This is a genomic window from Oceanobacter sp. 1_MG-2023, from assembly GCF_030689025.1.
In the GTDB taxonomy this organism is placed as follows: Bacteria; Pseudomonadota; Gammaproteobacteria; order Pseudomonadales; family Oceanobacteraceae; genus Oceanobacter.
The window spans coordinates 66353-91902 of record NZ_JAUYWA010000011.1 but is presented as its reverse complement, the minus strand read 5'-3'; the positions used below and the strand labels follow the sequence as shown (position 1 = coordinate 91902).

The 25550-nt window shown below is 54.2% G+C and carries 22 protein-coding genes; 6 read left to right on the top strand and 16 right to left on the bottom strand.

What is annotated here, in order from left to right:
- Positions 1-9 precede the first annotated feature (9 nt).
- The 7 genes from Q8W22_RS09380 to Q8W22_RS09350 all read right to left on the bottom strand — a co-directional run bounded on the left by Q8W22_RS09380 (position 10) and on the right by Q8W22_RS09350 (position 10929).
- Positions 10-1341, bottom strand: coding sequence for an HlyD family type I secretion periplasmic adaptor subunit (locus Q8W22_RS09380; protein WP_305452195.1), 1332 nt, complete (start codon positions 1339-1341; stop codon positions 10-12).
- Complete coding sequence (locus Q8W22_RS09375) at positions 1338-3161, bottom strand: type I secretion system permease/ATPase (protein ID WP_305452193.1); 1824 nt, start codon at positions 3159-3161, stop codon at positions 1338-1340. The genes Q8W22_RS09380 and Q8W22_RS09375 overlap by 4 nt, the downstream gene beginning before the upstream one ends.
- Before the next feature lie 164 nt (positions 3162-3325).
- Positions 3326-5275, bottom strand: coding sequence for a choice-of-anchor tandem repeat GloVer-containing protein (locus Q8W22_RS09370; RefSeq protein ID WP_305452191.1), 1950 nt, complete (start codon positions 5273-5275; stop codon positions 3326-3328).
- 56 nt (positions 5276-5331) lie between these two features.
- Positions 5332-6219: a hypothetical protein gene (locus tag Q8W22_RS09365; protein WP_305415069.1), complete on the bottom strand. Its 888-nt coding sequence runs from the start codon at positions 6217-6219 to the stop codon at positions 5332-5334.
- 229 nt (positions 6220-6448) lie between these two features.
- The gene (locus tag Q8W22_RS09360; RefSeq protein ID WP_305452189.1) at positions 6449-9208 is read right to left on the bottom strand and encodes a TonB-dependent receptor; all 2760 of its coding nucleotides are present in this window, start codon (positions 9206-9208) and stop codon (positions 6449-6451) included.
- A 229-nt stretch (positions 9209-9437) separates the two neighbouring features.
- Complete coding sequence (locus Q8W22_RS09355; protein WP_305415071.1) at positions 9438-10403, bottom strand: FecR family protein; 966 nt, start codon at positions 10401-10403, stop codon at positions 9438-9440.
- Positions 10404-10413: 10 nt separating this feature from the next.
- Positions 10414-10929: a sigma-70 family RNA polymerase sigma factor gene (locus tag Q8W22_RS09350; RefSeq protein WP_305452188.1), complete on the bottom strand. Its 516-nt coding sequence runs from the start codon at positions 10927-10929 to the stop codon at positions 10414-10416.
- 341 nt (positions 10930-11270) lie between these two features.
- Between Q8W22_RS09350 and Q8W22_RS09345 the strand changes: the two genes are divergently transcribed.
- Together Q8W22_RS09345 and Q8W22_RS09340 are read left to right on the top strand one after the other, a co-directional pair.
- Positions 11271-11867: a biliverdin-producing heme oxygenase gene (locus Q8W22_RS09345; protein WP_305452186.1), complete on the top strand. Its 597-nt coding sequence runs from the start codon at positions 11271-11273 to the stop codon at positions 11865-11867.
- The gene (locus Q8W22_RS09340) at positions 11851-12270 is read left to right on the top strand and encodes a YbaN family protein (protein WP_303433270.1); all 420 of its coding nucleotides are present in this window, start codon (positions 11851-11853) and stop codon (positions 12268-12270) included. Before Q8W22_RS09345 ends, Q8W22_RS09340 begins: the two co-directional genes overlap by 17 nt.
- 128 nt (positions 12271-12398) lie before the next feature.
- Here the strand turns inward: Q8W22_RS09340 and Q8W22_RS09335 are convergent, their stop codons facing one another.
- Positions 12399-14672, bottom strand: a complete 2274-nt coding sequence (locus Q8W22_RS09335; RefSeq protein WP_305452183.1) for a TonB-dependent receptor — start codon at positions 14670-14672, stop codon at positions 12399-12401.
- Positions 14629-15864, bottom strand: a complete 1236-nt coding sequence (locus tag Q8W22_RS09330) for a hypothetical protein (protein WP_305452181.1) — start codon at positions 15862-15864, stop codon at positions 14629-14631. Before Q8W22_RS09330 ends, Q8W22_RS09335 begins: the two co-directional genes overlap by 44 nt.
- Positions 15865-15991: 127 nt before the next feature.
- Between Q8W22_RS09330 and zigA the strand changes: the two genes are divergently transcribed.
- A complete protein-coding gene (gene zigA / locus Q8W22_RS09325; RefSeq protein WP_305452179.1) occupies positions 15992-17212 on the top strand; it encodes a zinc metallochaperone GTPase ZigA in 1221 nt (406 codons plus the stop codon).
- Positions 17209-17886 (top strand): DUF1826 domain-containing protein, encoded by a 678-nt coding sequence (locus tag Q8W22_RS09320; protein WP_305452177.1) that lies wholly within the window; start codon positions 17209-17211, stop codon positions 17884-17886. The genes zigA and Q8W22_RS09320 overlap by 4 nt, the downstream gene beginning before the upstream one ends.
- Positions 17887-17952: 66 nt before the next feature.
- Here the strand turns inward: Q8W22_RS09320 and Q8W22_RS09315 are convergent, their stop codons facing one another.
- The 3 genes from Q8W22_RS09315 to Q8W22_RS09305 form a co-directional block, all read right to left on the bottom strand.
- Positions 17953-18897, bottom strand: a complete 945-nt coding sequence (locus Q8W22_RS09315) for a hypothetical protein (RefSeq protein WP_305452176.1) — start codon at positions 18895-18897, stop codon at positions 17953-17955.
- Positions 18898-19147: 250 nt separating this feature from the next.
- Positions 19148-20353, bottom strand: coding sequence for an ABC transporter permease (locus Q8W22_RS09310; RefSeq protein ID WP_305452175.1), 1206 nt, complete (start codon positions 20351-20353; stop codon positions 19148-19150).
- A 1-nt stretch (position 20354) separates the two neighbouring features.
- Positions 20355-21032: an ABC transporter ATP-binding protein gene (locus Q8W22_RS09305; protein WP_303433277.1), complete on the bottom strand. Its 678-nt coding sequence runs from the start codon at positions 21030-21032 to the stop codon at positions 20355-20357.
- 78 nt (positions 21033-21110) lie between these two features.
- On the opposite strand from Q8W22_RS09305, the gene Q8W22_RS09300 reads away from it, so the two are divergent.
- Positions 21111-21728 (top strand): DUF3299 domain-containing protein, encoded by a 618-nt coding sequence (locus Q8W22_RS09300; protein WP_305415083.1) that lies wholly within the window; start codon positions 21111-21113, stop codon positions 21726-21728.
- 5 nt (positions 21729-21733) lie between these two features.
- Here the strand turns inward: Q8W22_RS09300 and Q8W22_RS09295 are convergent, their stop codons facing one another.
- Both Q8W22_RS09295 and Q8W22_RS09290 read right to left on the bottom strand, forming a co-directional pair.
- Positions 21734-22015, bottom strand: a complete 282-nt coding sequence (locus Q8W22_RS09295) for a DUF3861 domain-containing protein (RefSeq protein ID WP_305452169.1) — start codon at positions 22013-22015, stop codon at positions 21734-21736.
- Between the two features lie 101 nt (positions 22016-22116).
- A complete protein-coding gene (locus Q8W22_RS09290) occupies positions 22117-22605 on the bottom strand; it encodes a DUF2798 domain-containing protein (RefSeq protein WP_305452167.1) in 489 nt (162 codons plus the stop codon).
- Positions 22606-22714: 109 nt separating this feature from the next.
- On the opposite strand from Q8W22_RS09290, the gene Q8W22_RS09285 reads away from it, so the two are divergent.
- Positions 22715-23167, top strand: a complete 453-nt coding sequence (locus tag Q8W22_RS09285) for a MarR family winged helix-turn-helix transcriptional regulator (protein WP_305452165.1) — start codon at positions 22715-22717, stop codon at positions 23165-23167.
- Positions 23168-23222: 55 nt separating this feature from the next.
- Here the strand turns inward: Q8W22_RS09285 and Q8W22_RS09280 are convergent, their stop codons facing one another.
- Both Q8W22_RS09280 and Q8W22_RS09275 read right to left on the bottom strand, forming a co-directional pair.
- On the bottom strand, positions 23223-23843 hold the full coding sequence (locus Q8W22_RS09280; RefSeq protein WP_305452163.1) for a DUF2796 domain-containing protein: 621 nt from the start codon (positions 23841-23843) through the stop codon (positions 23223-23225).
- 221 nt (positions 23844-24064) lie between these two features.
- On the bottom strand, positions 24065-25537 hold the full coding sequence (locus Q8W22_RS09275; RefSeq protein ID WP_305452161.1) for a YdiU family protein: 1473 nt from the start codon (positions 25535-25537) through the stop codon (positions 24065-24067).
- Positions 25538-25550: the final 13 nt, after the last annotated feature.

Here is a 25550-nt window from a genome sequence, read left to right as displayed (position 1 = left end):
GTGGCAAGACTACTCCTCTGCCAGTGCGCTATTGGCCCGGTCTTGCAGTGGCTTGAGTAAATAATTCATCAGTGTGCGTTCACCGGTACGAATAAACAGACTGACCGACATACCCGGTCTTGGGGTGAAATCCTCTAATTGTTGATAACCATCCGGGCCAATACGGACCAGCACGGCATAGTAGGGCAGGCCGGTCTGATCATCTTCCGAGCGGTCGGCGGCGACGGTTGCAACCGTGCCCATGATATCGGGCGTACGGTTCTGGTTGGCCGCAGGAAACAGAATCCGAACAGGTAAACCGGGTTCGACTTTATCGATCAGGTGCACTGGTACCTGGGCTTCAACGACCAGGGTGCCACTGGCAGGCACCACATCGAGCAGATGACTGCCCGGATTGATAAAGCCGCCTTCGGTAAATACACTCAGCCCCATGGCCACGCCATCGACAGGGGCCAATACCCGGGTTTGCTCCAGGCTGTATTGGGCTGAGCGCAGCTTTTGCGCCAGAGATAACAGATTGAGTTCAGCCTCGGCATAGGCTTCGTGTACCTGTTCGAGAAAGGATTGCTGATGCGACGATTGGCGGATGGCTAACTCTTGCAGCTGTTGCTGCAATTGCCCTAGCTGACCGATATTCTCGGCCAGTTTACTGTCGGTTTCGGCGTGCAGGCGCTCCATTTCCAGCAAGCGTACCCGGGAGACATAACCGGATTTTTCCAGTGCTTTCATTCCCGCTAGTTGCTCATCCAGCGTGGCACGCTGACGGCGGCGGCTGCTATTGCTGTCGCTCAGACCTTTCAGTTGGTAATCCATGCCGGTGATGATTTCATCGTAGCTTTGTAAGGCTTGTGCCAGTGAGCGCTGCCGGGCCTGGAACAACCGTTGCTGGCTGTGTACGGCATCGGTGGCCCGCTCCATCAAGTCCGCCGGAAACTCAATGTTTGCTTGCCCATCGCGTTCCGCTTTCAGACGAGTCAGCAAGGCCAGGGCATTGTCGTACTGAATCTGCACTTCACGCAGATGCGCCTCGGCCCGGGTCGGATTCAGACGGATCAATACCTGCCCTGCGTGGACCTGGTCGCCGTCGCGTACCAGAATACGCTCAATCTGACCGCCATCCGGATGAAACAGACTCTTGCGCTGCCCTTCGACGATCAGCTGACCATTGACCGGAACGCCCTTGTCCAGTGGTGTCAATGAGGCCCAGCCAAGAAACCCCAGTACACCGGCAATAATCAACAGCCAGCCGGCGCGTACATAGCGCTGACTCTGGTAGGGAATGGTCGTCTCTGTGTTGGCTGCGCGCAGGGTGTGAGCATATGGCAATGTGGTTACGGTCATTGTCCGCTGGCCTCTGTGGAGTGGGATTTTGAAGAAGACGAAGGCGTTGAAGGTGATTCTGGGGCCGACGATGGGGCTGCTGTGCTGAACGACACTGTTGGCGAGTGATAAACCTCCGGCGTTGGCTTGATCTTCTTCGCCGCCCCCGACAACACCTGCTCCCTTGGCCCAAAGGCGCGCATCTGGCCATCCGCCAATACCAACAAATGGGAGCAGGACGACACCAGCGCCGGACGGTGAGTAATCACCACCACCGTACCGCCCCTGTGTTGTTGGCTAATGATTGCCTGCTTGAGGGCCTGTTCGCCAGCGTCATCCAGGCTGGCGTCCGGTTCATCCAGCACCAGTAACGCCGGGTTGCGGTACAAGGCCCGAGCCAGCCCGACCCGCTGGCGTTGACCGCCGGATAATCCCCGGCCATTTTCTCCCAACAGGGTCTCGTAACCGTCGGGTTTTTGCAGAATCAGCTCATGGATACCCGCCAGCTTGGCCGCCGCGACCACCTGCTCGGCATCGACCTCACCAAAGCGGGCAATATTATCGCTGATGGAACCGGCAAACAGCTCGACATCCTGCGGCAGATACCCCAGCGAAGGGCCAAGCTCCGCTTTGTTCCAGCGAAAAATATCCGCTCCATCAAGACGGACTTTGCCAGATGCCGCAGGCCATACCCCAACCAACAGCCGCGCCAATGTCGACTTGCCAGAGCCAGACGGCCCCAATACGCCGAGCACACTGCCGGATGGCAACTGGAAATTCAGTCGTGATAACACCACTTGCCGTGTGCCCGGTATTGCAGCACTGAGATGTTCAATACTCAATTCACCAGAAGGGGCGGGCAGAGATAATGTTGTTACAGGAGGAGGGCAGGCCTGCAGCAACTCCGACAGCCGATGATAAGACTGCCGCGCTGTGGTCCATTGCTTCCAGGCGCCAATAACCGCATCCACCGGAGCCAGAGCACGACCCATTAAAATAGAAGCGGCAATCATCATCCCGGCACTGATCTCACCCGAGATCACCAGCAACGCAGCCAACCCCAGAATCATCGACTGTAAGGTAATACGGATACCACGACTGGCCGCCGCCACCGAACCGGCTTTTTCACTGGCAATTCGGTGATGATCCAAAAACTGTTGGTGTAACTGAAACCAGCGCTGCCGCAACGCTGGCAACATGCCCATGGCCTCAATCACCTCGGCATTACGCAATACCGAGTCCGCCTGATAACCGGATTTGATTGACGACTGATTGGCTGCCTGCAAGGGTTTTTGGGTGAGTTTTTCATTCAGTATCGCCAACCCGATCAACACCAGGCTGCCCACCGTTGCAAACAAACCCAACCAGACATCAAACATATAGATTACCGCCAGATACACCGGCACCCAGGGCGCATCAAAAAACGCCAGCAAGGGGCTGCCGGTCAAAAACTGACGAATACCGTTAAGATCACCCAACGACTGGTTGGCGTTAAAGCCGCCCTTGCGCAAACTGGCAATAAAAGACGACGAATACACCTGTTGACTGAGCTGAATATCCAACTTTGTGCCCAGCCGCACCAGCACCCGACTACGAATAAACTCCAGCGCTGCCATTAACAGATACAAGCCCAGCAAGATCAGACTGAGCATCAACAGCGTCATACTGTTTTGCGAACTGATCACCCGATCGTACACCTGCAACATATAAATAGCCGGGGCCAGCATCAGTAAGTTGATCACGGCACTGAAGGCCGCCACCGACATAAACACCGACTTGCAGCCCAACAACGCCTCACGCAGTGGGGAAGTATTGGCTGAGGCAGCCGCTTCAGGTTTCATAACAGACTCCGGGATTCAGGCTTTTTATCCAGCCGGCGCTGGGTAACTGCGCCGACTGAGATAGAGATTAAAGGTAGTTGTTAAAGATGGTTATTTTAATGGTGGTTATGGTCGTTATGAGTGATCGCTGTACCCCGGAAACCGGAGCAGAGGCTATCCATGGATTAACTGGCCGACGTCACCCGACGGCGACGGAACAACAGCAAGGCTGCGGGTAGCAGCAGAAGAGGGTTAAAAGCACCGCCGGAGGAGGAGCCGGCATCAACGGATTCACTGGTTTCGACAGTTATATCTAAAGGCGTTGCCGATACTTCATCGCCACCCAGACCGGTACAGGTCAGCTCATACGTATACTCGCCGGGTACTCCTGTAATTTCTTTAGAGCCGCTGACAGCTTGCTCGGTATCCAATGTGCCCCAGTTAGTGTCACAGCTGGCGGCATTTTCGGTTTGCCAATTGATGGTAAAGGTTTCACCTTGTTCGACTTCGTACAAATCTGAACGAAAATCAATAATGGATACTGGATCCGGTAGACCGGAGGCCAGCACTCTGAGGGTTTGGCTGGATTGTTCTGTACCGTTATCACAGGTCAGGACAAATTCGTTGGTGCCTTCGTTAGCGATAACCACTGTTTGGCTGGCATCTGTCAGCTCAGAGATGGCCTCGTCCCAGTCGCCGCTGGCGCTACAAGTTACGTCGCTGAGTTCCCCGGATGGATTCGTGACATTCCAGTTCAAAGTGGCCTGCAAAGCCCCCGACTCCCAAGTCAATTCAGGGGTTTCTGTCCAAAAGGCGGTGATAACTGGAGACGTTGGGATAATATCGGTATCGACTTTAAACACCGTACTGCTTGAAGCTGTAGTTGAACCAAAAAAGTTACCGTCTGGGCTGACAGGGCTAAGACCGACCGGAAAGGCTTTTACATCATTGTCAGAACTGAACTCATATAAGGTTTCAAATATGTCGGTTACGGGGTCGAGCCTATATAAGGTTCCCTCACCGTTGGCATTTGTTGTTACATTGCTTCCGCCCTTACTAGTGACGCCGTAAATCATTCCATCCATGCCCAATTGCAAAGTACGCGGTGAATTACCCATGGGCGAGGAAGTGCCATTAAAATCGACTACCTTGAACCAAGAAGCATCAATGGTGTCGGCATCCCCGGAAGATAAATCCAGGCTATTGAGTATTCCATCACCACCATCTACTGCCGGATGGCCATCGGTAATATAATAAAGTTTATCGTTAGTGGTGGTTAACCATGCTTCAGAGTCTAAACCTGGGTCTTCCAGAATATAAGCTTGGCGTAGTACCGAATAGTCATAATTATTGGCGGTATCGATTTTAAAAATGGTTCCAACTCTAAAAGTGGTGCCACCGCTTTCAAAACTTTTATTGCCCCCCTCGGTATTTATGCCGTAAATCGTCTGGCCATCGGCATTGATAAATAAAATGACGGGATCATAACCTTCTTCGAGCGCTTGCTCTTCATTGTCGCCTTCTGCGTCCACAACAAATTCTTTGATAACTTCTAATTCGCCTTCGGCACTTAAACGGTAAATACGGTTAACAGCCTCAATTTCTGTATCGCCTTCAGCCTTACTGATAAAGTAGAGATTATCGTCGTTATCCAACACCATATTGCCGGTTGGACAAATGGCCGCACCCAGATTGGTTGTCATATCCACCATTCTTTCCGAAGCCTCCTCAGCCCAAGGGGTATATTTAGTAATGGAACCATAAACCCGGCCGGTAATCTCACTACTCCCTTGTATTTCTCGAAGAATCTCTGGGCAGCGAGTTTCTGCACTGTGCCCTAAAAAAATCTGCCCGCGATGATTACTGACCAAAGTAGTGGCTTCATAGTAAAAGTCGACTTCATCCAATTGCGGGTCACTGCCATCGGGTTCCATCGATAAAATAGAGAGAACAGATGGAGATGAAGATCCATCGATATATTTGCCGTAAAGACGACCGTCAGAACCGTAAATAAACTTGGTGAGTACAATATCCGTTTGATCGGTGGAATAAATTCTCTCAACCGACGGAGCGGCTTGCAAACTGAAACTGACTCCCGTTAATAGCAACGTGCTGATTAAACGATTCGAAAACATACTTTTCTCCAGAAAATAAAAAAGGGCCGCCTTAAAAAGGCAGCCCCAAAGGTTAATTAAACAACAAAGTTGTCTGTAGTTAGGCCAGATGAAACACCTGTGATTTCAACTGTATGTGCAATAAACCCTTCATAGTAGGTGAGCACGGCATTACCCGTGCTGTAATCAACCGCGGTAACAGCAGCGGCCGCATCTGCAAAGCTGTTGATTCCATCAATATTGATGACATCCCCGCCGGAACCGACTTGGAAACCGGCATTAACAAGGTCATCACCCCCGCTCAGGACAAACTCATCTTGACCGCTAAAGGCATCAAACGTATCGGCAACGCTGGTTCCGTTGTGAGTAATGTCATTGGCGTTAAGGATGGTTTCCAGCGTACTGGTATCACCGCTCATCAGACCATTAATCAGATCGTGCACATCGTTGTCGTCAGTAGCAGAGTTACGATCAATAATTTCGTCGTAAGCACCATCACTGTCGTTATCCAACATGCCGTTGCCAATGGCTTCGTACAGGCCATCAATGGCGAACAAATCAGAGGCCAGACTACCGCTACTGTAAGCACCATCACCGAAGGTCAGAGTATCGATTGCACCGGCCAGAGTGTGGGATGGTGAGGTGCCACCGGTGTAAATCATGTCATCGGAAGAGTAAGTGGTACCGCTGCTGTCTTCCAGAGTGACGGTTTCACCTGCAATCAGAAAACTGACATCACTTTCAGAAGTCATGGTGTTGGCCAGGTCACTACCGATCACTTGGGTGTAGTAGTAAGACTCACTGTAAGTTTCGTCACCAATATCCAGGTCGCTGCCAGGGCCGTCAGCAAAGGTCATATTGGCGGCGTGTGTGGTCTCGCTGTAGGTGGTTTCGTAATAAGTAAAGTAGTCCTGCAGGCCGTCGTAGCTGGAAAAGTTACTGTCGTAAGTAATGGTTAAACTCATATTGAAATCTCCATGATCAGGTTGAGTTTACAAGTGGTCGTATCCGTAAAATCCGGTAGAATCAGAGCCTGTATGTGATAGGTAAACGCTGCTTTCCGGTGTTGTACGAGATGACCAGAGGGTGGCCTTGACGGGATCAAGGCCGTGGTTGCTTCAGGGTGGCGTTGCCGCGCCACCCTGATGGCAATAGCGTTAAGTGTTGGGGTGATATCCAATGCATGCCGGATCATCAGAAGCCCCACTGTAAGTTGGCGGTAAGGGTTCGGCCCGGTGCATAGGTGAGTACCATGCCGTCGCCCATGGCCTGGATATATTCCCGGTCGGTGATGTTTTTCAGATTAAAGCCCAGTTGCAGTGCTTCGCTGAGCTGATAGCTGCCGTAGGCATCCAGAACGGTGTAAGGGCGCAAGCCGATTTTTTCTCCGGCAACGTCTTCTGTTCCATCCAGAGTTCCCCAGAGGGAGCCGTATTGCCCGGTCTGGGTAGCCCCTGTCAGAGTCATACCGATATCCAGTGTGTTATCAAGCAAACGAGCACCGAGCGTTATCTTGCCGGTCCATTCCGGTTCTGGTGGGAAATACAGAGTGCCGGCAGCGATGCAGTCTTCGTTGACATAATCAGGGCAATAACTTGACGGGTCTTCGCCATCCGGGCCGCCCAGAGCCCAGGCGTTATAGAGTAATCCCCAATCTTCATGATCATTGAAACGGGTGTAGCCACGTTCGGTACGTGTGAGGTTGAGGCCGCCGTAAAAATTATAAAAAGTAAAATCCAGCTGTAACTCTTCGCCTTCGTAAATCAGGTCATTGAGTGCATTGACGTACATCGAGCTATAGGCATAAAAAGGCGTGCCCACAAAGCCTGGTGTTGCTGTCCCTGTCCCATAAATAATGTAATTTTCTGTGCGGTTGTAATAGTGCAGCAGCTTGACGCTCAGGGTGTTTTGCGGGTTTTTCTGGCTGGTTAGCTGCCAGTTAAAGCCTAACTCCCAGCTGCGGGTTTCTTCTGGTTCCAGCATCCAGTTGGGGTAGGTATTCACCGCGGTCACATGGCTGGGCTGGGTGCTCGCGGTCAGGGTTTCGGTGATTTGTGGTGGCCGCCATGAAAGACCGCCACTGGCAAACAGTTGTAATTGATTGGATGGGTCTTGTATCAGGTCGTAGGCCAGTCCCAGACTGGGTAACCAGCGGTTATCACTGCGATCAACATCTATATCGGCGTACTGCCATAACTGCTCACCATAGATTTCTGAATCAGCGCGCGCATCGGAGTCATAAAAACCGGTGTTACCCCACAGTCGATAGGTTTCCCAGCGAATGGCGGGTGTTAGAGTCAGACGTCGGTATTGCCAGTTGCTGCTGAGCCAAAGGCCGGTGAGCTGACGTTTGCCCTCCGGTGTGCTGCCGGCGAGTAAATCCACGTCGTTATCACTCAGTACTTCGGAGTCGGCATCCGGCCGGTTGCGATCCTGAAAAACCTCAATGCCGTAGTCCAGCATCAGATGGGTATGGCCCGATGACCATTCAGAGCGGTTGCTCAGCAACCCGCCCAGCGTGTCGGTGTGTGTGGTAACGCTGTAGCTGTCGTCGCTGTCTTGACTGATATTATGAGTGGATACCTGATACAGCTTGGCCTGGGCATTGATCCAGTGGGAGTCAGGGTTGTAGTAGAGATCAAGCGCATAACTCTGGGTGTCGGTATCATTGGTGCTGGTGATAGGGTAAATGCCTTCGCTGTCGTAGCTGTAGGAGGCACAAAAATCCGGATATTGGCCGTAGTAGTCGGAGTCGGTATCGCAGTATTTCTGGTATTCCTTGTAGGTGCTGGCCTGATCGGTATCAATGGCTGAGCTTTCGCCGTAGCGGGTGGTGGTACTGATCGCACTGGCTTTCAGTATCAGATCATCGGTAATGTGCCAGTTCGCTTTGGCAATCCAGGATTCCATTTCCTGGCCGGTGCCATTCACAATGCCAGTATTAATGTAATAGTCGTTTTGTCCCCAATAAACCGCATCTCCTTGTGTACCCGGTTCGTATTGATCGGAGTCTTTGCGGCTGTAGCCAATCAGCACATCAGTACGATCTGTGGGCCGGAATGCCAATACCAAAGAGCCGGACGGGTTCTGGCCATTGGCCCATTTACCAACGCCACTGGCCAGCCGCAAGCGGCCGCCAGAGGTTTTATCTGTGGCAATAATGTCGTCGGCTTCCAGGGTTTTGAAGGTGGCAACCCCACCGCTGGCGCCGGCGCCACCGGCTCCGGCGTAAGCGCCTTTTTGCACTTCAACTTCGCTTAAAAACTCGGTATCAAAAAACATTTCGCCGTTACGCTGGCCATGGCCGCTGCGTTGGAAGTTCTGGCGCATGCCGTCGATGTTCATATTGACGCGGCCAAAGTCTTTCAGGCCTCGAATATTCACTGAAACGCTGGGGTTCTGTTCATTGGTGGCGGTGTAGACCCCAGCGGTAGATTGCAAAATTTCACTGGCATGGCGCGGGCCGGTGCGGTCCATCTCGGTGCGGCCGATGATGCTGGTGCCGTCGGCGCGTTCATAAATCTGGGAGCGGGAACCCGACTGGGCAACCACCTGCATGGTGTCCAGCATCAGGGTGCCGACAGGTGCTTCGATAAGAGAGGCAGCCGGATCATAGACGGTTACTTGTTGGCCGTTGTTTTCTATCCGGAAAGACAGGCCGGTGCCGCGCAGTAACAAGGAAAAACCTTCTCCGATGCGGTATTCCCCTTGCAGGCCGGTACTGGTTCGGTTTTTCGTGATAGCGGGATCAAACAGTACCGACACCCCGGCTTCGAGCGCAAAGCGATTCAGGACGGAGGTCAGGGAGCCAGCCGGGATCTGGTAGTTCTGACCTGTCTGTTCTTGTGTCTGGCCTGTGATCTGGCTTTCTGCCTGTACCGGGGCTACTGCAGGCAGTAACAGACAGATGGCCAGCAAGGTTGTGGCGTTGCTGTTGGTAAGGTTGTTTTTCATAGGTGCGAAGTATTCTTGTTTGCGTTTGTGCTATAAGACGCACCACCATAAAAATCGGGCAGAAAAAATTGAATGTTTTTGCGGTCGGTAAATTTCGAGTGACTAACGGGTGTTTTATAGGTGTTCAGCCAGGGCGGCCTATCAGGGCTGGCACAGAGGGATTGAACAACTCAATGACGCAGAATGGCGATACGAGGATAAGGCCGGTACGGCAGTGCCCGCCGGTTGGTCAGTGATTACGTGGCCGTACCATGGCAAAGAATTTGCCAGCCCGGTTAACCCGGATTGGCAAGCTGTGCTCCAGATGGGTGAGGATTTGTTCGGGGGCATCAAGGATAAAGACGCCGGAGACCTGGATGGATTGCAGCGCCGTGTCGCTATACAGCAAGGGGCCGGGGTAATAACGCGATATTTCTGCCAGCAGTCTGGAGAGAGGCCAGTTGTCGACCACCAGCTTGCCGCTGGTCCAGGCGGTGTGGAGGTCTGCATCGACCGTATGAGGTGTGGCGACCTGTTGGTTATCCGCGCTGGTGGCTTCGTTTTGATGGGTCACTACACAGGGGGACGTCTGTTCCGGGCAGACGTTGACCTTGGATTCGGTCACGACCACCTCGGTTGTCTGACGGCGTACCCGAACGGCGTATTGGGTGCCGAGTGCAGTGGCTGTGGCGTGCTCGGTCTGGATCACAAACGGGCGGCTGACATCGGCAGCAACGGTGATATACAGCTCGCCCTGTTTCAGATGAATGAGGCGTTGCTGGTTCGTAAAGTCGACGTCAATGGCCGAGTCGGTGTTAAGGATGATCTCGCTGCCATCGTTGAGTGTGATTTGCTGTCGCTGGCCGTGGCTGGTGTGATAATCCGAGAATAGCCCGGATAGTTCGCTGCTGAGACTGATCCAGCAGGCTGATAGCGTCACCATGGCGACCAGAGGCAATGTGGAACGCTTTGTCCGGGTTGCTTGTTGTAATGCTTTGGCGGCGGGCAGACGCAAGTCTTCTTCAATATGGTCCAGCTGTTGCCAGACGCTGGCCATCCGATCGAAAGCCTGTTCGTGGCGTATGCTTTGTTGACGCCAGCGTTCAAAGTCCTGGCGTTGTTTGGAGGTGACCTGTTCATCGCCCAGAGTGGCATGCCACAGTGCCGCCTGATGAAGAATCTTGCGATTGATTGACGCGGGTTCTGATCTTGCCATATGGGTTGGCTCAGTTTTCCAGCAGGTCGTAACAGTGCAGCATGGCACTGGCGATGTACTGTTTGACGCTACTGTGGGAGACGTTCAGGCGTTGTGCTATATCGGCGTACGTCAGCCCTTCCAGGCGGCTCCAGATAAACGCATTACGTACTTTTTCTGGCAACCCTTCCAGCATGCGGACCAGGGCGGTGAGTAGTTCGGTCACTTCGGCCTGGGTTTCGGCGGAGCAACTGCAGGCATCTTCCTGATTGAATTCTGTCCAGGCTTCGATCCAGGCTTGTTCTACCCGGCGTTTACGACTGTCATCGATCAGCAATCGGCTGGCGATGGTTTTCAGGTACGCTCTGGGCTCGCGCAAGGAGTGGAGCTGTGAGTGGTTCAGCAGTACCCGGATAAAGGTGTCGTGAGCGAGGTCGGCAGCCCGTTCGGAGCTGCCCATTCTCTGGTTTAGCCAGTTGCGCAGCCAATGGTGATGGTCGGTGTACAGCAGGCTCAGTGCTTCACGTTCGCTTGTCGTACTCTGCATTCCCGGCCTCGCATCAGAAAATACTTGATGATAATTGTTCTCATTATCTATAAGAAGATGATTATTTCAAGCATGATTCTGAGTTTGGGCAGAATGAATGGCTTGGCGGCGAGAACTCCCTGTCTGTCTGCGTCACATTGTCAGCGTTTTTTTTGCCCTTTCCCCAGACTTGTACGTCTTGGTAAGTACAGCGTGGCAAAAATGTTGCCATGCAGCATAAATACTTGGGGACATCTATTTAATCCGGTGCTCACTCTGGGCTACCAGTGGCCATTCTATTGGCCGACAAATCAGATGAGATCAGACAAGCCAAGGCCCTCAAACAGCGTAAGGAGAACAGCATGACAAACACCAGTACGGCGGAACGTAGCCGCACCAAGCAACTTGAAGTACTTACCGATGCCCAGCATCAGCAGCTGCACCGGTTGGTGGCTGAGGGCAATCCATTTGCTACCCGCGAAAACTTTGCTATCTGGGTCAGTGTTCAGTATCAGTTTCAGCAGAAGATTGCGGATTTGTACCGTAATCCGACGCTGAAATCACTGCTCCCTGATTTGGAAGACCGCAGCCGTCTGCCAGCCGCGGCGGCGGACTTGAAGGATCTGGGGCAGGAAGTCCCACAGGCCGATGTGATGAATGCCGATGATCTGACGACGGCTCAGGTGTTGGGCTGGTTGTTTGTGTCGGAGGGGTCGACGTTGGGGGCGGCGGTGTTGCGCAAGAAGGCATCGGAGTCTTTGGGGTTATCGGATGAGTTTGGTGCTCGCCATCTGGCGGCATCACCAGAAGGCCGCGCCAGGCATTGGAAAGCCTTTACTGCACTGGTGAATGAGCTACCGATGAGCGAAGAAGAAGAACGTCAGTTAGGGGAAGCGGCTCAGGCAGCGTTTACCTATTTTGCCGTTGAATTGCGTAACGCGTATGGCATCCCGGCCTGACCCAAAACACACCATGGTAACAGCGCCATTGCGTTTGCTGTTGATGATGCTGGCTGTTGCCAGTCTGGCGCTGGGCGTTATCGGGGTGTTTGTACCGGGGTTGCCGACTACGGTATTTGTTCTGATCGCGGCCTGGGCGGCCGCGCGCAGTTCTGCCCGGTTTTCAGCCTGGCTGGAGTCGCATCATCTGACCGGGCCATTGATACGTAACTGGCGGGATGGTGGCTCTATGCCTCGTTCTGCCAAGTATGCAGCGACGGTCAGTATGTTCTTATCGGCGTTGGTGATGTGTCTGCTGCATCTGCCGATCTGGATTATTGTTCTGGCAGATACCAGTATGGCGCTGGTGCTGATCTGGTTATGGCGTCGGCCGGAGCCGTTGTCAGCGGTCAAGACCGATTAGCCAACAGGATCCAGGGTTTCGATGCCAGCATTCAACAGTCCAACAGCCGGGTAACAGCCGGGCAGTTGGCAGGGCGTGTCTCCACGCCCTGTTTTAATCATCCACTCTCGTATTTACCCTCTCTCATGTTAGCCATTACCAAAGGGCCATTGCAGTTCCAGCAACAGGTTACGTCCCATGACGGGAGCGTACTCCTTGAGATAGGAGGTGTGCTGTTCGCCGTATTGGTCGGTGAGGTTGCGCAGTTGGGCATCCAGTCGCAACGTTTGGTTGGCAAACCGGATTTCTGTCTGTGCGGAGAGATTCAGCTGATACCAGTCCGGGCTGATGGTTTCTGCCGCGGTGACGCGTGTCTGACGAGCGTGGTAGAACACTTCAGCTCGTAGCCGGGTGGTGTTGTGCTGGTGATTGATGGCCAGCATCAGGTTGTCTGCTGGCATACGTGGCAGGTCGTCGCCAGATTGCACCAGCCAGCCGCGGGTCAGGGAAGCTCCCATATCCAGCCCCCATTGCTCGTTGATCGGGTGTACCCAGGTGGCATCGACACCGGCCAGGCGGGCATCGGTCTGTTCATGACGGTACACCCGGTTGCCGTGGTAAGGGTCGGTAAACTCTTTCAGGTCGTTATAGATGTAGTCCTGATAGTCGTAAAAGTAACCACTGATACGCCATTGGCTGGCGTCGGCATCGGGGTAACTTTGCCAGCTGATATCCAGCGCCCGGGCGGTTTCCAGCTTGAGGTCGGGGTTATCCAGCTGAAAGGAGAAAGTGGCATGATGGTCACCATTCCAGTACAGCTCGTCGGTGGTGGGTGCCCGCTGCAGGCGTGAGAGCGTGGCAATCATCTGGCTGACGTCGTTCAGGTCGTAAGTGAGGCTGGCAGACAGTGACACGGGTGTGTACTGACGGGTTTTGTAATACGACTCATCCTGGCGGAAGCTGGCACTGATAACGGTTTCATCTGCCTCAATCTGGCGTTGTTCAATACGGCCACCGAGAGACAGTTGGCCAAAGATCAGCTGCTGGTCGGCATGCCAGAAACCGATGATATCGCGATTGACGGTCGCCGGCATGGGCGTGTCGTGGGCAAATTCATAGCCTTCGTAGAGAGTGAAGTCAGACCCTTGGGTGCCATCCCAATCTTCATCACTGTGGTCGGCAATCTGTTCGCAACCGGAATGGTCATGGCACAGTTCAAAATTACGCTGGTTGCTGCCGATACCCAGGGTGCCGACCCAGCCTGACTCGGTCTGGTAGTCCAGTTCGGTGCGCCATTCCCGGAATTCCTGAATAAACAAGCCGACCACCAGGTCGTCTGTCAATTCATCGTGTTCGTAATCACTCCAGCCCAGTTGTAATCGCCAGGCCTCGGCCCAACTGCTATTGAGGGGGAGTTCTGCGCGCAGGTCGTAGCGCGTCTGGTCGGGAGCGACCCGAGTGTCATCGTTGTCTTCGTTAGGGACAGCGTAGTCGCTGCTGAGGTTGCTGATGCTGAGACCAATGTAGCCGTAATTGTCGAAGATCCGGCTCAGGCCCAGTGCCATGCCCTGGCTGCTGGTGTCGCTGTTGAGAATTTCGCCAGTGCGGTCGCCGCTCTGTGCGCCATTCGCACCTGCATGATAATTATTGCCTTCACGGTCAAAGCCATCGATATGCACAATGGTCTGGCCATTACCGGCATCAAGCCGGGCAATACGAGTCCAGCCCTGATCATTGCTGGAATATCCCAGAGTGACTTCACCGTTGATGCCATCCAGTTCGGTGTCGTGAATACGCTGGTCCTGGACGTTAACAATGCCGCCAAGGATACCGCTGCCGAAGCGAAAAGCAGCCGGGCCTCGCACTAGCTCAACCTGGTTTGCAGCGGCGAGGTCGGCCATTGGGGCATGGTCGGAACTCATGGCGGAGAGATCCGCGCTGTCTGCGCCATTGGTCAGGATTTGTACCCGGTTGCCGGATAATCCGCGTACGACCGGACGGGCAACGCCCTGGCCAAACGAGGCGTTGCTGACGCCGGGCATGGACTCCAGCAAGGCCCCCAGTGACTGGCTGCGGTTACCCTGAATCGACTGTTGATCGAGAACCTGGGTGGCGGCTTCGGATGGGGTTTGTTCCGGGGCGGTGACGCGAATTTCTTCGAGGTCGAGCCAGTCTTCCTGGTTGCTTTCTGTGTTGTCTGAAGCGCCTGTATCGGCGCTTGTCGTCTCTGCGTGGGACAGGGTGGCGAGTATTAGTAATGGCAAGCCAATGGCGGTTGCCATTGGCCGTGGTAATACACCCCCCGACCGCTTGCGGGTCAGGGGAGGGTTGGCAGAGGTATCTGCCGAGGCGCCACCGTTTCCGGTGGTGCCTCGCCTGTTAATGGTCATGGTCGTCGTCGTCATCATCTTCGTCGTCGTCATCCGCTTCCAGCATCACGGTAGACTGGATTGCAATGCCGCTGGAGAGTGCCAGTGCACTGCCATGTAAATGCCAGGCACCACCGTCATGGGAGTCAACCGTGTACAGATGACCGCCGCTGTTATCGGTGATCATGAAGGCCGAGCTGCCAGCAGCCAATTGTATATCATCGCAGCTGAAGCTGGCGCTATCGACTTCGCTGAGGCTGATACTGGCTGGGTCCAGACCGCTATCACTCAGGTCAAGCACTTCGGCAGTGGCGTCGTCATATACCGCGATAACGGCAGTTGCTTCGTCGTTGAGGGCAGCAGCACAAATGTTCTGGCCTTCTTCCAGGCTGAACTCGGGATCGCTGCTGTGGGTGTGGTCGCCGTGAGGATAAACCATCGAAACGGTGTTGCTATCGGTGCTGTACAGCAAGATATAGTCACCACCGCTGTTCCAGCCGCTGACGGTTTCGCCGGTGAAGGTAGTGCCGCTGTAGGCGGTATGGACGTCGCTATCGTCTTCGTCCACGACCACGTAACGCAAGGCTTCATCACACTGGATCAATACCAGTTCGTCGTTCTGCATGGCGGCAGAAGGTGATGTACAGGTATGGCTGCTCAGTATCTCGCCGTCGCTGTAAAGGTGCACCTGATCGTTATAGAAGGCGGCATACAGGCTTTCGCCTTCATCCAGAATCAGTGCCGGAAAGGTCTGGGTAATATCAACCAGAGTAAAGTCTTCTTCCGGGCCGTTGGCGCTTGTCAGGTCTTCAGCCGGGTAGAATTCGGTAACGCCGTCTTGCAGCAGGGCAAAGTGGTTTTCTGTCATGACCATTTGTGGGTCATCTTGCGTGACGGTCAGGGCATCCAGAAAGACGGGGTCAGTTTCTGGCTCAGTGTCCAGACCACTGCTGATAAATTGCACGCCAGAAGCCGTAACCAGAGCAGCGCTCAGGCCATCATCGGATTTTAACAGTTGTCCGGCTGTGGCCGCTGCCTGACCAACCAAACTGACGCTGGCTTCATCCCGATCATATACGGAAATATCCTGGCTGGTCTGTTCAGCCATGACCAGACGCTGGCCGTATTCATCGCTGTGGTCGTGGTCATCTGAACTGGATGAGCTGTCATCCGAGCTGCCACAGGCACTGAGCAGCGCACTGGTGATAGCCAGAAAAAGTATCTTGCGATTCCGCTGAGCAAACATGGATTGAAGTCCTTGGTTGTTTAAATTTTGCGTTGTTATAACATAACAAAGGCGGGAAGCGTCAAGAACTGACAGCAAATTTAGCGGTCGGCGGGCGTTCTCTTGCCTGATGAAGAGGAACACCACTATGTCTGCAAAGCACTTTGAGCCGTTACCGGTCACCTTGTTGTCCGGTTTTCTGGGGGCCGGTAAAACGACGGTGCTGAATCATATTTTGAATAATCGCGATAATTTACGCGTTGCCGTGATCGTCAACGATATGAGTGAAATCAATATCGATGCCATGGCGGTAGGCCAGCAAGTGAGCCTGAATCGCGCTGAAGAAAAGCTGGTCGAAATGAGCAATGGCTGCATTTGCTGCACGCTGCGCGAAGACCTGCTGATTGAAATTCGCAAGCTGGCGGAAGAAGGCCGCTTTGATTATCTGCTGATTGAATCCACGGGTATTTCCGAGCCGTTACCGGTGGCTGAGACCTTTACCTTTGCCGATGAAGACGGCCGTTCGCTGGCTGATGTGGCGCGTCTCGATACCCTGGTAACGGTGGTCGATGCGGTGAACTTCCTGCAAGACTACGATGCTGCCAAAGGTTTGCAGGAAAGTGGCGAATCGCTCGGTGAAGACGATGAGCGTAACGTGGCCGATCTGTTAGTGGATCAGGTCGAATTCTGTAACCGTATCCTGATCAGCAAAACCGATCTGGTTGATGGCGAGCAATTACAGCGTCTGCTTGGCATTCTGGACGCACTGAATCCAGAGGCGGACAAGATTCCGATCCAGCATGGCCAGGTGCCTCTGGAAGCAGTATTGGGTACCGGCGCTTTTGATTTTGACCAGGCCAGTCAGGCTCCGGGCTGGCTCAAGGAATTACGTGGCGAACATGTGCCGGAAACCGAAGAATACGGCATCGCCTCGTTTGCCTATCGGGCCAGACGGCCGTTTCACCCGCGCAAGTTTTATGATTTTTTGCATCAGGACTGGACTGCTCGACAGGGCCGTCTGGTGCGTTCAAAAGGTTATTTCTGGTTGGCCAGCCGGCCTGAGTTTGCCGGTCAGTGGAGCCAGGCCGGGGGCATTGCCCATCACGGCGGTGCCGGGCGTTTCTGGAAATCAATCCCGCAGCAAGACTGGCCAGAGGATGAGGAGTTTCTGGATTTTATCAGTGAATACTGGGTTGAACCGTTTGGTGATATGCGTCAGGAGCTGGTGTTTATTGGTCAGGGAATGGCAGAAGAAACAGTACGAGCCGAGCTGGATGCCTGTTTGTTGAACGATGAGGAGCTGGCCGCCGGTCGACAGCTGTGGAGCCTGATGGATGATCCCTTTCCTGAGTGGGAGTTTGGCGGATGATAGTGGCAGACAGAACCCCGGAAACCGAAACACCGCTGCTGCGCAGCCTGACCGTGGGCCATATTGTCGAACTGCAGCGCCTGTATGAACCGGACATCAATATCGCCATTCTGCCTGAGTCGGCACATGAAGGTTTTTCTGAGCTGGAGCGACAACAGTTACGAGCGGATTGTCAGTATCTGGCACTGACCCAGCCGGGTTTCCGGCTGGCGTTATCGGGTACCGAAGCGGAGCTGGTGCAAGGGCTGAACAGCAGCTTGCCGACCACCTTGCAGCACGCCGATGTACTGGCCCGCTGGTTGAGCCAGCATATTGGCATTTTTGCGGCGCTGTTTGAGCCTCCGGCGATGTATATTCGTCTGGTGTCGTTGCAGCAGGCCATGTGCCCCCGCTTCCATGTCGACCATGTGCCAGCGCGCTTGGTAGCCAGCTTGTATGGCCCGGGTACGGAATGGCTGGCCGAATACGGCGCTGACCGGCAGGCATTGGGAGGTAATCCCCGCGACCCATGCCAGATACCCGAAGCGATCCAGCAGTTGTCGTGCGGCGATATGGCGCTGCTCAAGGGTGAAGGCTGGGAAGGTAACGAAGGACGAGGTCTGATCCACCGCTCTCCCGTGGTGAGCGAAGGCGATAGCCGGTTGTTTTTCAGTATCGATTTTGCCGCTGCCTGAGCGTTAACCCCTGCGGAAGCAGGGGTTGATTGGGGGCCTGGTGGCAATGTAGGGGCAACCGGGTGCTTACTCGACGCGATGCCGCAACAGCACCAGGTTATCCAGCACGACATTGTCAGACCAGATAAAGCTGGCTCCCGCTGCGCCAAATTTCTCGCGGAAATTCATATAGGCTTTTTTGTTGTTTACCCCTATTTCGTCTTCGGAATAGGTGGTTGCCGTGGGCCATGTCCGATATTCCTGGCTGGTTTGCCAATCGGTTGGGATATCCCAGTGGACAGAATAGGCGCCACGGGCGTTATCCCTGCTAGCGGTGCTGCAGCGTTCTGATACACGGCGGGAGCCGATCTCTTCAAGGCAGCTCAGATCAAAAACCGGTGCTGTGTAGTAAGTCTGGGCATACCAGTCGGGGCCGGTGAGGGTACCATCGGAAAAGCTGGCAATAAATCCGCCATCCCCGGGATGAAAGGGTTTGCCACGATTGCTCTCACTGCCGAGTCCGGCATGTTCTTCCCAATCGACCAGCTTGATCGCAAGCTCATAGGGTTTGCTGACCTTGAAGCGAACGATATTGGCGTTAAAGGGGGTAAAGGGCACCGGATCAACCGCCACCAGTTGGCCATTCACATAGAGTTCAAAATAGTTGTCGGCAAAAATATAACCGGTCACGACCTCGCCGTCCGGATCAATGCTGACAACGGCCACATCCTCAACGGACAGCTCGGCCAATGAACGCGGTGTGACGCCGGAACATTCATTATAAAGATCGGCAGCAAAGTAGCGCTCGTCATACTGGACTTCGGCGGGCACAACGAACTGTTTTTGACCGCTGGACTTGATACCAACCGGAGACAGGCGTGAATGGCCTCGTTCGCAGCTAAACAGGTTGTTCTGCTCGACCGTGGCTGCGCCCTGAATGACAGTGCCGGAGCCGGAATAGGTGTCTGCGGTAGCGCAGCCACTCAGGCTGGCCAGTGAAAAAACAATAACTAACGGGTGTTTGATGTGCATCTTGGTGTCCATGATATGGTTTGTAATAACGCCGCGGCTTGGTTCGATAGATAGGTGCCAGAAATAGCCACGCAAGACGAAGATACCAGCATTGTATTATGTTCAGGCAAGTACTTGGCTGGCATGAATAGTGGTTTGCGAATACCGGTTTGTGGGTGGCGGTTTGTGGATACAGATGGTCAGGTTGTTCGATGGACACGGGCGGTGATGACCTGCCACCAACCGCCCGGAGAATTATCCGTTTCCTCTGTTAATGCGACTCACTGTGTAACTGTTGCAGCAAGGAACGACGACTGGCAAGCCAGGCCGGTATCACTGCCGCGAGCAGGGAAATCAGCAGCAACAATCCCAGCCAGCCCAGTAACCGGGCATCGATTTTCAGCAAGGTCAGCTGGATACCTGTGATATGAGCCAGCCATTGACCAGCGGCCAGCAGGCCCAGCTGGGTTGTCAGCAATGCCAACAGCAAGGCGCTGGCGGTAATCAGCAATACTTCGATTTCAATCAGCGCAAATACGAACCAGGGGCCAGCCCCCAGTGAACGTAGCGTGCCAAGCTCCTGTTGCCGTTGCTGGATTGACACCAGCAGCAGGGTAATCATGCCCAGCATGGACGACAGCAACACCAGCGCGGCAATCGACCTCAGGCTGGTTTCGATCCAGCCCAGGTTTTCCCACAGCAAGGACAATTCGACGCCAGGCAAAATAGCCAGCAGGGCTTCGTCGTCAAATTCGTTGATCTGGCGTTGCAAGGTAAAGGTCTGGATGCGGCTGTTGAGGCCAACCAGCAGGGCGCTGATGGACTCAGGGTGTGCGCCCGGTTTGCCACCATGAATCAGGTCCATGGCATCAAGGCCAATCAGCAAGGTCTGGTCAATGGGAGTGCCGGTGGGTTGCAGCACCCCGGTAATGGTAAACGGATGGTCGGTATGGCGGCTGAAACTGGTTCGCCCCTGGCCATGAGCCAGCACCAGACTGTCGCCGAGGTCATAGCCCAGTTGTTGCGCCACCGATGAGCCAATGACCACATCGCTGGCCGTGGCAAAGCCTTGCCCGTGCTGCCACTGTAGCGGGTGTTTCTGGCCATAATGAAAGTGTGTGAAAAAGTCACTGCTGGTGGCCAGTACGCGAAAGCCTCGATGAGAATCTCCCATCGACAAGGGCACGACCCAATCAACCGCAGGCTGTTGCCGGATTGTTTCAACACTGTCCCAGCTCATGTTGCGGGTCGGGCTGCCGATACCAAACAGGGAGTACAGCAGCAGGTTGCTGGAGCCGGTACGGGCACCCACGATCAGATCCACCCCGGAGACGGTGCCGGTAAAGGTATCGCGCACCTCGTGGCGAATATGTTCTACCGCCAGCAAGACGGCAAACGCCAGGGTCAGTGCCAACACAATCAGGCCGATGGTGATGCGCCGATGCCAGAGGCTCAAGCGAGCAATACGCCATAACATCTCAAATATCCTCTCTAACGACAGTAAGATCCTGCAAGGCAACCGATTGATCAAACCAGTCGGCCTGTCGGTGGTCGTGGCTGATCATGATCAGGGTGGTGTCGGGGGTCAGGTTTTGCAGCAACAAGCGAATAAAAGCAGCGGCAGAATCTTCATCCAGCGCCGAGGTGGGTTCATCGGCAAACAGCAGCGGTGGCTGGTTGATCAAGGCGCGGGCTATGGCCACCCGTTGTTGTTGACCTTGACTGAGACGGCCTGCGGTCTGATGGAACAGGTTGGCGGGCATGTCCAGTTTTTCTAGCAACTGGTAAATGTTGTTATCCAGCGCGGCGCTGGATTTTTTGGCCAGTACCGCCGCCAGGCGAATATTGTCAGCAACGGACAAATACGGCAGCAGATAAAACTGCTGCGAAATCTGGCCAATATGGCGTGCCCGGAAACTGTCCCGCTGCGAAGCCGACATGGTCTGGATGTCTTCTCCCAGGATGCGTATCTGGCCTTGTTGCGGTAACATCATGCCGGTTAACAGACGCAATAGCGTGGTTTTACCGCTGCCAGAACGACCGTGCAAAAACAGTCGTTGGCCATGATCAACCTGCCAATGGGGAATGTGTAAAGCATGCTCTGGCGGGGCGGATGGGTAGTGGAATTCAACGTCCCGTAACTCAATTGCCAGCATAGGTTTCTCTGGGGTTTGTGGTTTGTTATATAGTAACAAGCAAAGAGCATTAATTCTTCAGAGTACTGAGTACTGACTATGAATACAGGTTTGTTATCCGGCAGTTTGCTATTACTGCTCTTTATGGCTGGGTGCTCTGATTCATCTCCCGCTTCTGCAACACCCGTGGTGCAAGCCGTTAGCCAGGAGCTCCGCGAAGTGGAGTGGATCGATCTGCTGCCCGAGGATGATTTGGCAGCCTTGATGGATCGCCCGGCGATACTCGACGGTATTGTGGAAGGATCGGCGGCAGATGATATGGCAAGCGGACTGGCCAGCCAGATTACCAGCGACACCTCACTGGAAGATGCCGCCCAGATGCAGCGTTATCAGGCGGCACTGGAGTCGACCCGCACGCGTGCAGAGTTGAATGGTGTCAGGGTACGGATACCGGGTTTTATTGTGCCGATCAATTTTGATGACCAACAACGGGTGATCGAATTTTTCCTGGTACCGTTTTTTGGTGCCTGTATTCATGTCCCACCCCCACCACCGAACCAGATTGTCCATGTCGAGGTGGAAGACGGATTTGTGCTGGAATCGATTTACGACCCGGTCTGGCTGGAAGGTGTTCTGTTCCTGGAGCAAAACGTCAATGGTCTGGGCCAGTCGGCCTATTCTCTCCAGTTGGAAAAGCGCGAGTTGTATTATGACTAGCGTGGTTACTTTTTCAGATTTTTCATAAAGCCTGAAAAGTGCGGCCAGAGGTCGGCAAACAGCGGCTCGGAGCGATGTTTCATCATGACGCTGCCAAACAGCTTGATGCCCAGCCCCAAAGGCGCTGCTTGTTGCGGGCTGATATCGGATCGGTGCTGCAGTGTGTCGATAATCGTCAATAACTCATCATGGCTGGCAAAGGTAAATTCGAATGCTTGTCCGGCGGTGTCTGAACCGTCCGGGCTGATGTGATCAATGCGTATACGGTACTGGTGCGCTGCTTTCATGGTCATGATTCCGATGAACAGATGAATAAACAAGAGTTGAATTGTGGTTGTCGATGGCAGCCCTGATGGTTCAGGGCTTGTGGCCGGGTCGGATGCCAGATCTAGCTTTTCAGAAAGCGTTCAAGTTTGGGTTTGATCGTCAGCGACATCATCAACATCAATACCAGCCCCAAAGGCAGGGCGGCGAGAAAACCGTCGAGCCAGCCATGCAGCAATGCTTCGTTATCCGCAAAACCAGTCGTATTGACAGCAGTACTGAAGGCCAGGATGGATTCCATCAGGCAGGCCATGATGCTTCCGGCGAGCAGGTTGCGTGTTAATTCCGTCTTGTTGGGCAGCCATAGCCCAATCAGCTTGCTGACCAAGCCCATCAGCAGAATACCTACTGGCATAATGACCAGCGCTGAGAGAAAAGCCCCTTGCCAGGCGGCCAGAAAGTCATCGGAATAACCGACGTTCATATAGGTCATGACTGCTGTCAGTGAGCCGCCAATCACACTCATGATGGCCAGGACTGTCAGTATCTTGTACAGCAGGAGCGTTTTTTCAGGTGCTGCTGCCAGAGAGTCGGGTGCCGTTCGTGTATTCATGGTGGTCTCCTGGCTTGAAGCCGGTTTCAATGTAGTTGATAATAGCAACCATATTGGTTTTTGGTTGATTTTGTCAACTACTTTTTAGCTGCTTGTCAGGAGTTTTCTGGTGTCAGAAGAACATTTGTCGGAAGAATATTTATTGGAGAGTTTTTTTCATCTGATGCTCGCTGTAAAACGCCAGCTGCACCAGCAGGCGGAACAACTCGATCTGGAAGTCACACCGATGCACCTCCGGGTGATCAAGATTATTGACAGAAAACAGCCTTGCACAGCGATTGATATTGCCAGCTTTCTGGGGCGGGACAAGGCTCAGGTAACGCGGCTGATTAATGCTCTGATAGATCAAGAGCTGATCAGTAAAGCGCCCAACCCCAATGACAAACGCAGTCAGTATCTGCTGACGACCGAGAGAGGGGTTGCGGTTGTGGAGGAGCTCAATCGTATGGATGAATGCATTGTGCAGCGCATGACCAAAGGTCTTCAGCCCTCAGAGAGGGCTGAATTCCAGCGGCTTGCTCGCTTGATGGCTGGTAATTTTCAGGGTGAGGAGCAGAGCTGACACCAGAGCCACCGAGGACGATGGCGTCAGCTGATGATCAGGCAGGTAGCCGGATTCAGGGCCGTGGCAGCAGGATGGGTTGGTCGCTATCGAAGCTGTCTGCGCCTTGTTGCTGTTCGGTTATCCATAATAATTGCAGTGTTTCGATACCAGGGAAAGTGGTGATCAGTTGGGAGTCCAGGGTGATGGCTCCGGTTGAGGGGCATTGGAAGTCCCAGACGACGGTCAGATCGCTATGGCCGTGTTCGTCGTGGTCATGCTCGTCGTGGTCATGTTCGTCGTGGTCATGTTCGTCATGGTCATGCTCATCGTGGTCATGTTCGTCGTGGTCATGTTCGTCGTGGTCATGTTCGTCATGGTCATGTTCGTCATGGTCATGCTCATCATGGTCCGGCCAATCAAACGACGCCTGTTGCAACTGGCACTGAGGAGCCTGAATCATTTCCGAAGTAAAACGCTGCTTGACGTTAGCCAGAGCCTGGCGCTGCTCTTCGGTATTGGCGCGACCTTCAAATCCGGCGAGGTTCATCAAGGGTGAATGTAATTCAACTTGCAGCCTGGTGTCGGACAGGGCGACTTGCAGGGTCGCGACGCCATGTTGGTGGGCGGGGGCCGCGTGCGTCAGCCAGGCGGTGGTCAGCAGTATCCCGGCGGCATAATGTAGGTGTGGTTTCATGGGTTGGCTCTCCTGTTGTTTTGTTATGGTATAACAAAACAACAGGGTGGATAACTCCTAATCCTTTAAATCCCGCTGTCCTTTTATTCGTCTTTTTATAGGTTCTTTTACACGTTTTTTAATGCGCCGGTTTTTAAGGTGATCGTCGTCTGATTGGCTGGGTCAGCACGGCCCAGCAGCATCACGGCCTAGCGCTATTACCACTCACCACTGGTTGCGCTTTACGACGAGCAGCTCAACATCACCAGTCCTTTGGTGTCCGGGGCACGACGCCATTGCTCAAAACCAGGGTGTTCATCAAACGGGTTCTGCAAAATGGCGAGCCAGTCATTGAGTGGCTGGTAATCCCCTTCTTCAGCACGATCGATCAGGTGCTGGGCAACATGGGTCCGCAGGGTATAGGCCGGGTTAACGGCCAGCATGGCGCCGCGCCGGTCGGCGGCATGGCGGCTTTCCTGTTGCAGCCGTTGGCGGTATTGCGGCAGCCAGTCGTTGAGCATGATTTGCCAGGGGGCGAGGTCGAGATGGTTCAGGCCGGGTTGGCCTTCGTCATCTTGCTGGGCTTCTGACAAGGCCCGGTAGAGCGGGTTGTAATCAGCCTGATGCTGGGCCAGCAGGTTGCGCCAGCGTTGAATCAGCTCGTCATCCCCTGGCTGGGGGGTCGCCAGTCCGAGGCGGGCAGACATGCGTTGCCGATAGGCTGTTTCATAATAACCAGTGAACTGTTCCAGTGCGTCTTTCAGGTCGTCGATTGGCACCAGTGGTGTCAGTGCCTGCCCCAGTGCAGACAGGTTCCATTGGATAATACCGGGCTGCTGGTCGAAGGCGTAACGGCCTTCCTGGTCGGTGTGGTTATAGACGGCGTTTTCTTGCCAGCGATCGATAAACGCAAAAGGGCCGTGATCAAAGGTTTCGCCCAGAATCGACATATTGTCGGTATTCATTACGCCGTGCAAAAAACCATAGGCTTGCCAACCGGCGACCATCTCGGCGCTGCGTTGGCTGATTTGCAGAAACATGGCCAGGTAAGGGTTTTCGGCCGATTGGCAGTCGGGGTAATACCGGGCGAGGCAATAGTCGGCCAGTTGTTTCAGGCCATCAAACTGGCGGGTGTAATACAGGTGTTCGAAGTGACCAAAACGGATATGGCAACGGCTGACCCGTAAGATTGTTGCCGCCAGTTCGACCCGTTCGCGCTGGATCTTCTGGCTGCTGACACAGACCGCCAAGGCCCGGGTAGAGGGGATGCCGAGGTGTGTGAGTGCTTCGCCAATCAGGTATTCCCGCAGGCTGGAGCGTAAGACCGCCCGGCCATCGCCCATGCGGGAGTAGCGGGTTTGCCCGGCACCCTTGAGATGGAGGTCCCAGTAGTCGCCATCGACGGGCAGTTCGCCCAGCAGTAGACCGCGGCCATCACCCAGTTGCGGGTTGTAGACGCCAAACTGATGGCCGCTGTATTTCATGGCCAGTGGTTTGGCGCCTGGTGGCAAGGTGTGGCCACCGAGCCAGTCTGCCAGCGCTTGTGGGTCGAGGCTGCAGGGGTTGATCTGAAGTTGTTCGGCGACCATCGAGTTAACGCTGATAATGCGGGGGTTCGGCAAGGGAGTTGGTTCGATGGCGTGATACCAGGATGCCGGCAGGTCGGCGTAATGGTTGGTCAGAGTCAGTTCGTCCAGATTTTGCCAGGTTTTCATGATGTTCTCCCCC

What these genes read in the sequence shown, in the direction of transcription:
- Q8W22_RS09355 (WP_305415071.1), bottom strand. Translation starts at nt 10,403, where the DNA reads ATGGCAAGATCAGAACCCGCGTCAATCAATCGCAAGATTCTTCATCAG.
- Q8W22_RS09310 (WP_305452175.1), bottom strand. Translation starts at nt 20,353, where the DNA reads ATGTTATGGCGTATTGCTCGCTTGAGCCTCTGGCATCGGCGCATCACC.
- Q8W22_RS09380 (WP_305452195.1), bottom strand. Translation starts at nt 1,341, where the DNA reads ATGACCGTAACCACATTGCCATATGCTCACACCCTGCGCGCAGCCAAC.
- zigA (WP_305452179.1), top strand. Translation starts at nt 15,992, where the DNA reads ATGTCTGCAAAGCACTTTGAGCCGTTACCGGTCACCTTGTTGTCCGGT.
- Q8W22_RS09335 (WP_305452183.1), bottom strand. Translation starts at nt 14,672, where the DNA reads ATGACGACGACGAAGATGATGACGACGACGACCATGACCATTAACAGG.
- Q8W22_RS09295 (WP_305452169.1), bottom strand. Translation starts at nt 22,015, where the DNA reads ATGAAAGCAGCGCACCAGTACCGTATACGCATTGATCACATCAGCCCG.
- Q8W22_RS09290 (WP_305452167.1), bottom strand. Translation starts at nt 22,605, where the DNA reads ATGAATACACGAACGGCACCCGACTCTCTGGCAGCAGCACCTGAAAAA.
- Q8W22_RS09320 (WP_305452177.1), top strand. Translation starts at nt 17,209, where the DNA reads ATGATAGTGGCAGACAGAACCCCGGAAACCGAAACACCGCTGCTGCGC.
- Q8W22_RS09275 (WP_305452161.1), bottom strand. Translation starts at nt 25,537, where the DNA reads ATGAAAACCTGGCAAAATCTGGACGAACTGACTCTGACCAACCATTAC.
- Q8W22_RS09350 (WP_305452188.1), bottom strand. Translation starts at nt 10,929, where the DNA reads ATGCAGAGTACGACAAGCGAACGTGAAGCACTGAGCCTGCTGTACACC.
- Q8W22_RS09360 (WP_305452189.1), bottom strand. Translation starts at nt 9,208, where the DNA reads ATGAAAAACAACCTTACCAACAGCAACGCCACAACCTTGCTGGCCATC.
- Q8W22_RS09375 (WP_305452193.1), bottom strand. Translation starts at nt 3,161, where the DNA reads ATGAAACCTGAAGCGGCTGCCTCAGCCAATACTTCCCCACTGCGTGAG.
- Q8W22_RS09280 (WP_305452163.1), bottom strand. Translation starts at nt 23,843, where the DNA reads ATGAAACCACACCTACATTATGCCGCCGGGATACTGCTGACCACCGCC.
- Q8W22_RS09315 (WP_305452176.1), bottom strand. Translation starts at nt 18,897, where the DNA reads ATGCACATCAAACACCCGTTAGTTATTGTTTTTTCACTGGCCAGCCTG.
- Q8W22_RS09365 (WP_305415069.1), bottom strand. Translation starts at nt 6,219, where the DNA reads ATGAGTTTAACCATTACTTACGACAGTAACTTTTCCAGCTACGACGGC.
- Q8W22_RS09330 (WP_305452181.1), bottom strand. Translation starts at nt 15,864, where the DNA reads ATGTTTGCTCAGCGGAATCGCAAGATACTTTTTCTGGCTATCACCAGT.
- Q8W22_RS09305 (WP_303433277.1), bottom strand. Translation starts at nt 21,032, where the DNA reads ATGCTGGCAATTGAGTTACGGGACGTTGAATTCCACTACCCATCCGCC.
- Q8W22_RS09345 (WP_305452186.1), top strand. Translation starts at nt 11,271, where the DNA reads ATGACAAACACCAGTACGGCGGAACGTAGCCGCACCAAGCAACTTGAA.
- Q8W22_RS09340 (WP_303433270.1), top strand. Translation starts at nt 11,851, where the DNA reads ATGGCATCCCGGCCTGACCCAAAACACACCATGGTAACAGCGCCATTG.
- Q8W22_RS09300 (WP_305415083.1), top strand. Translation starts at nt 21,111, where the DNA reads ATGAATACAGGTTTGTTATCCGGCAGTTTGCTATTACTGCTCTTTATG.
- Q8W22_RS09370 (WP_305452191.1), bottom strand. Translation starts at nt 5,275, where the DNA reads ATGTTTTCGAATCGTTTAATCAGCACGTTGCTATTAACGGGAGTCAGT.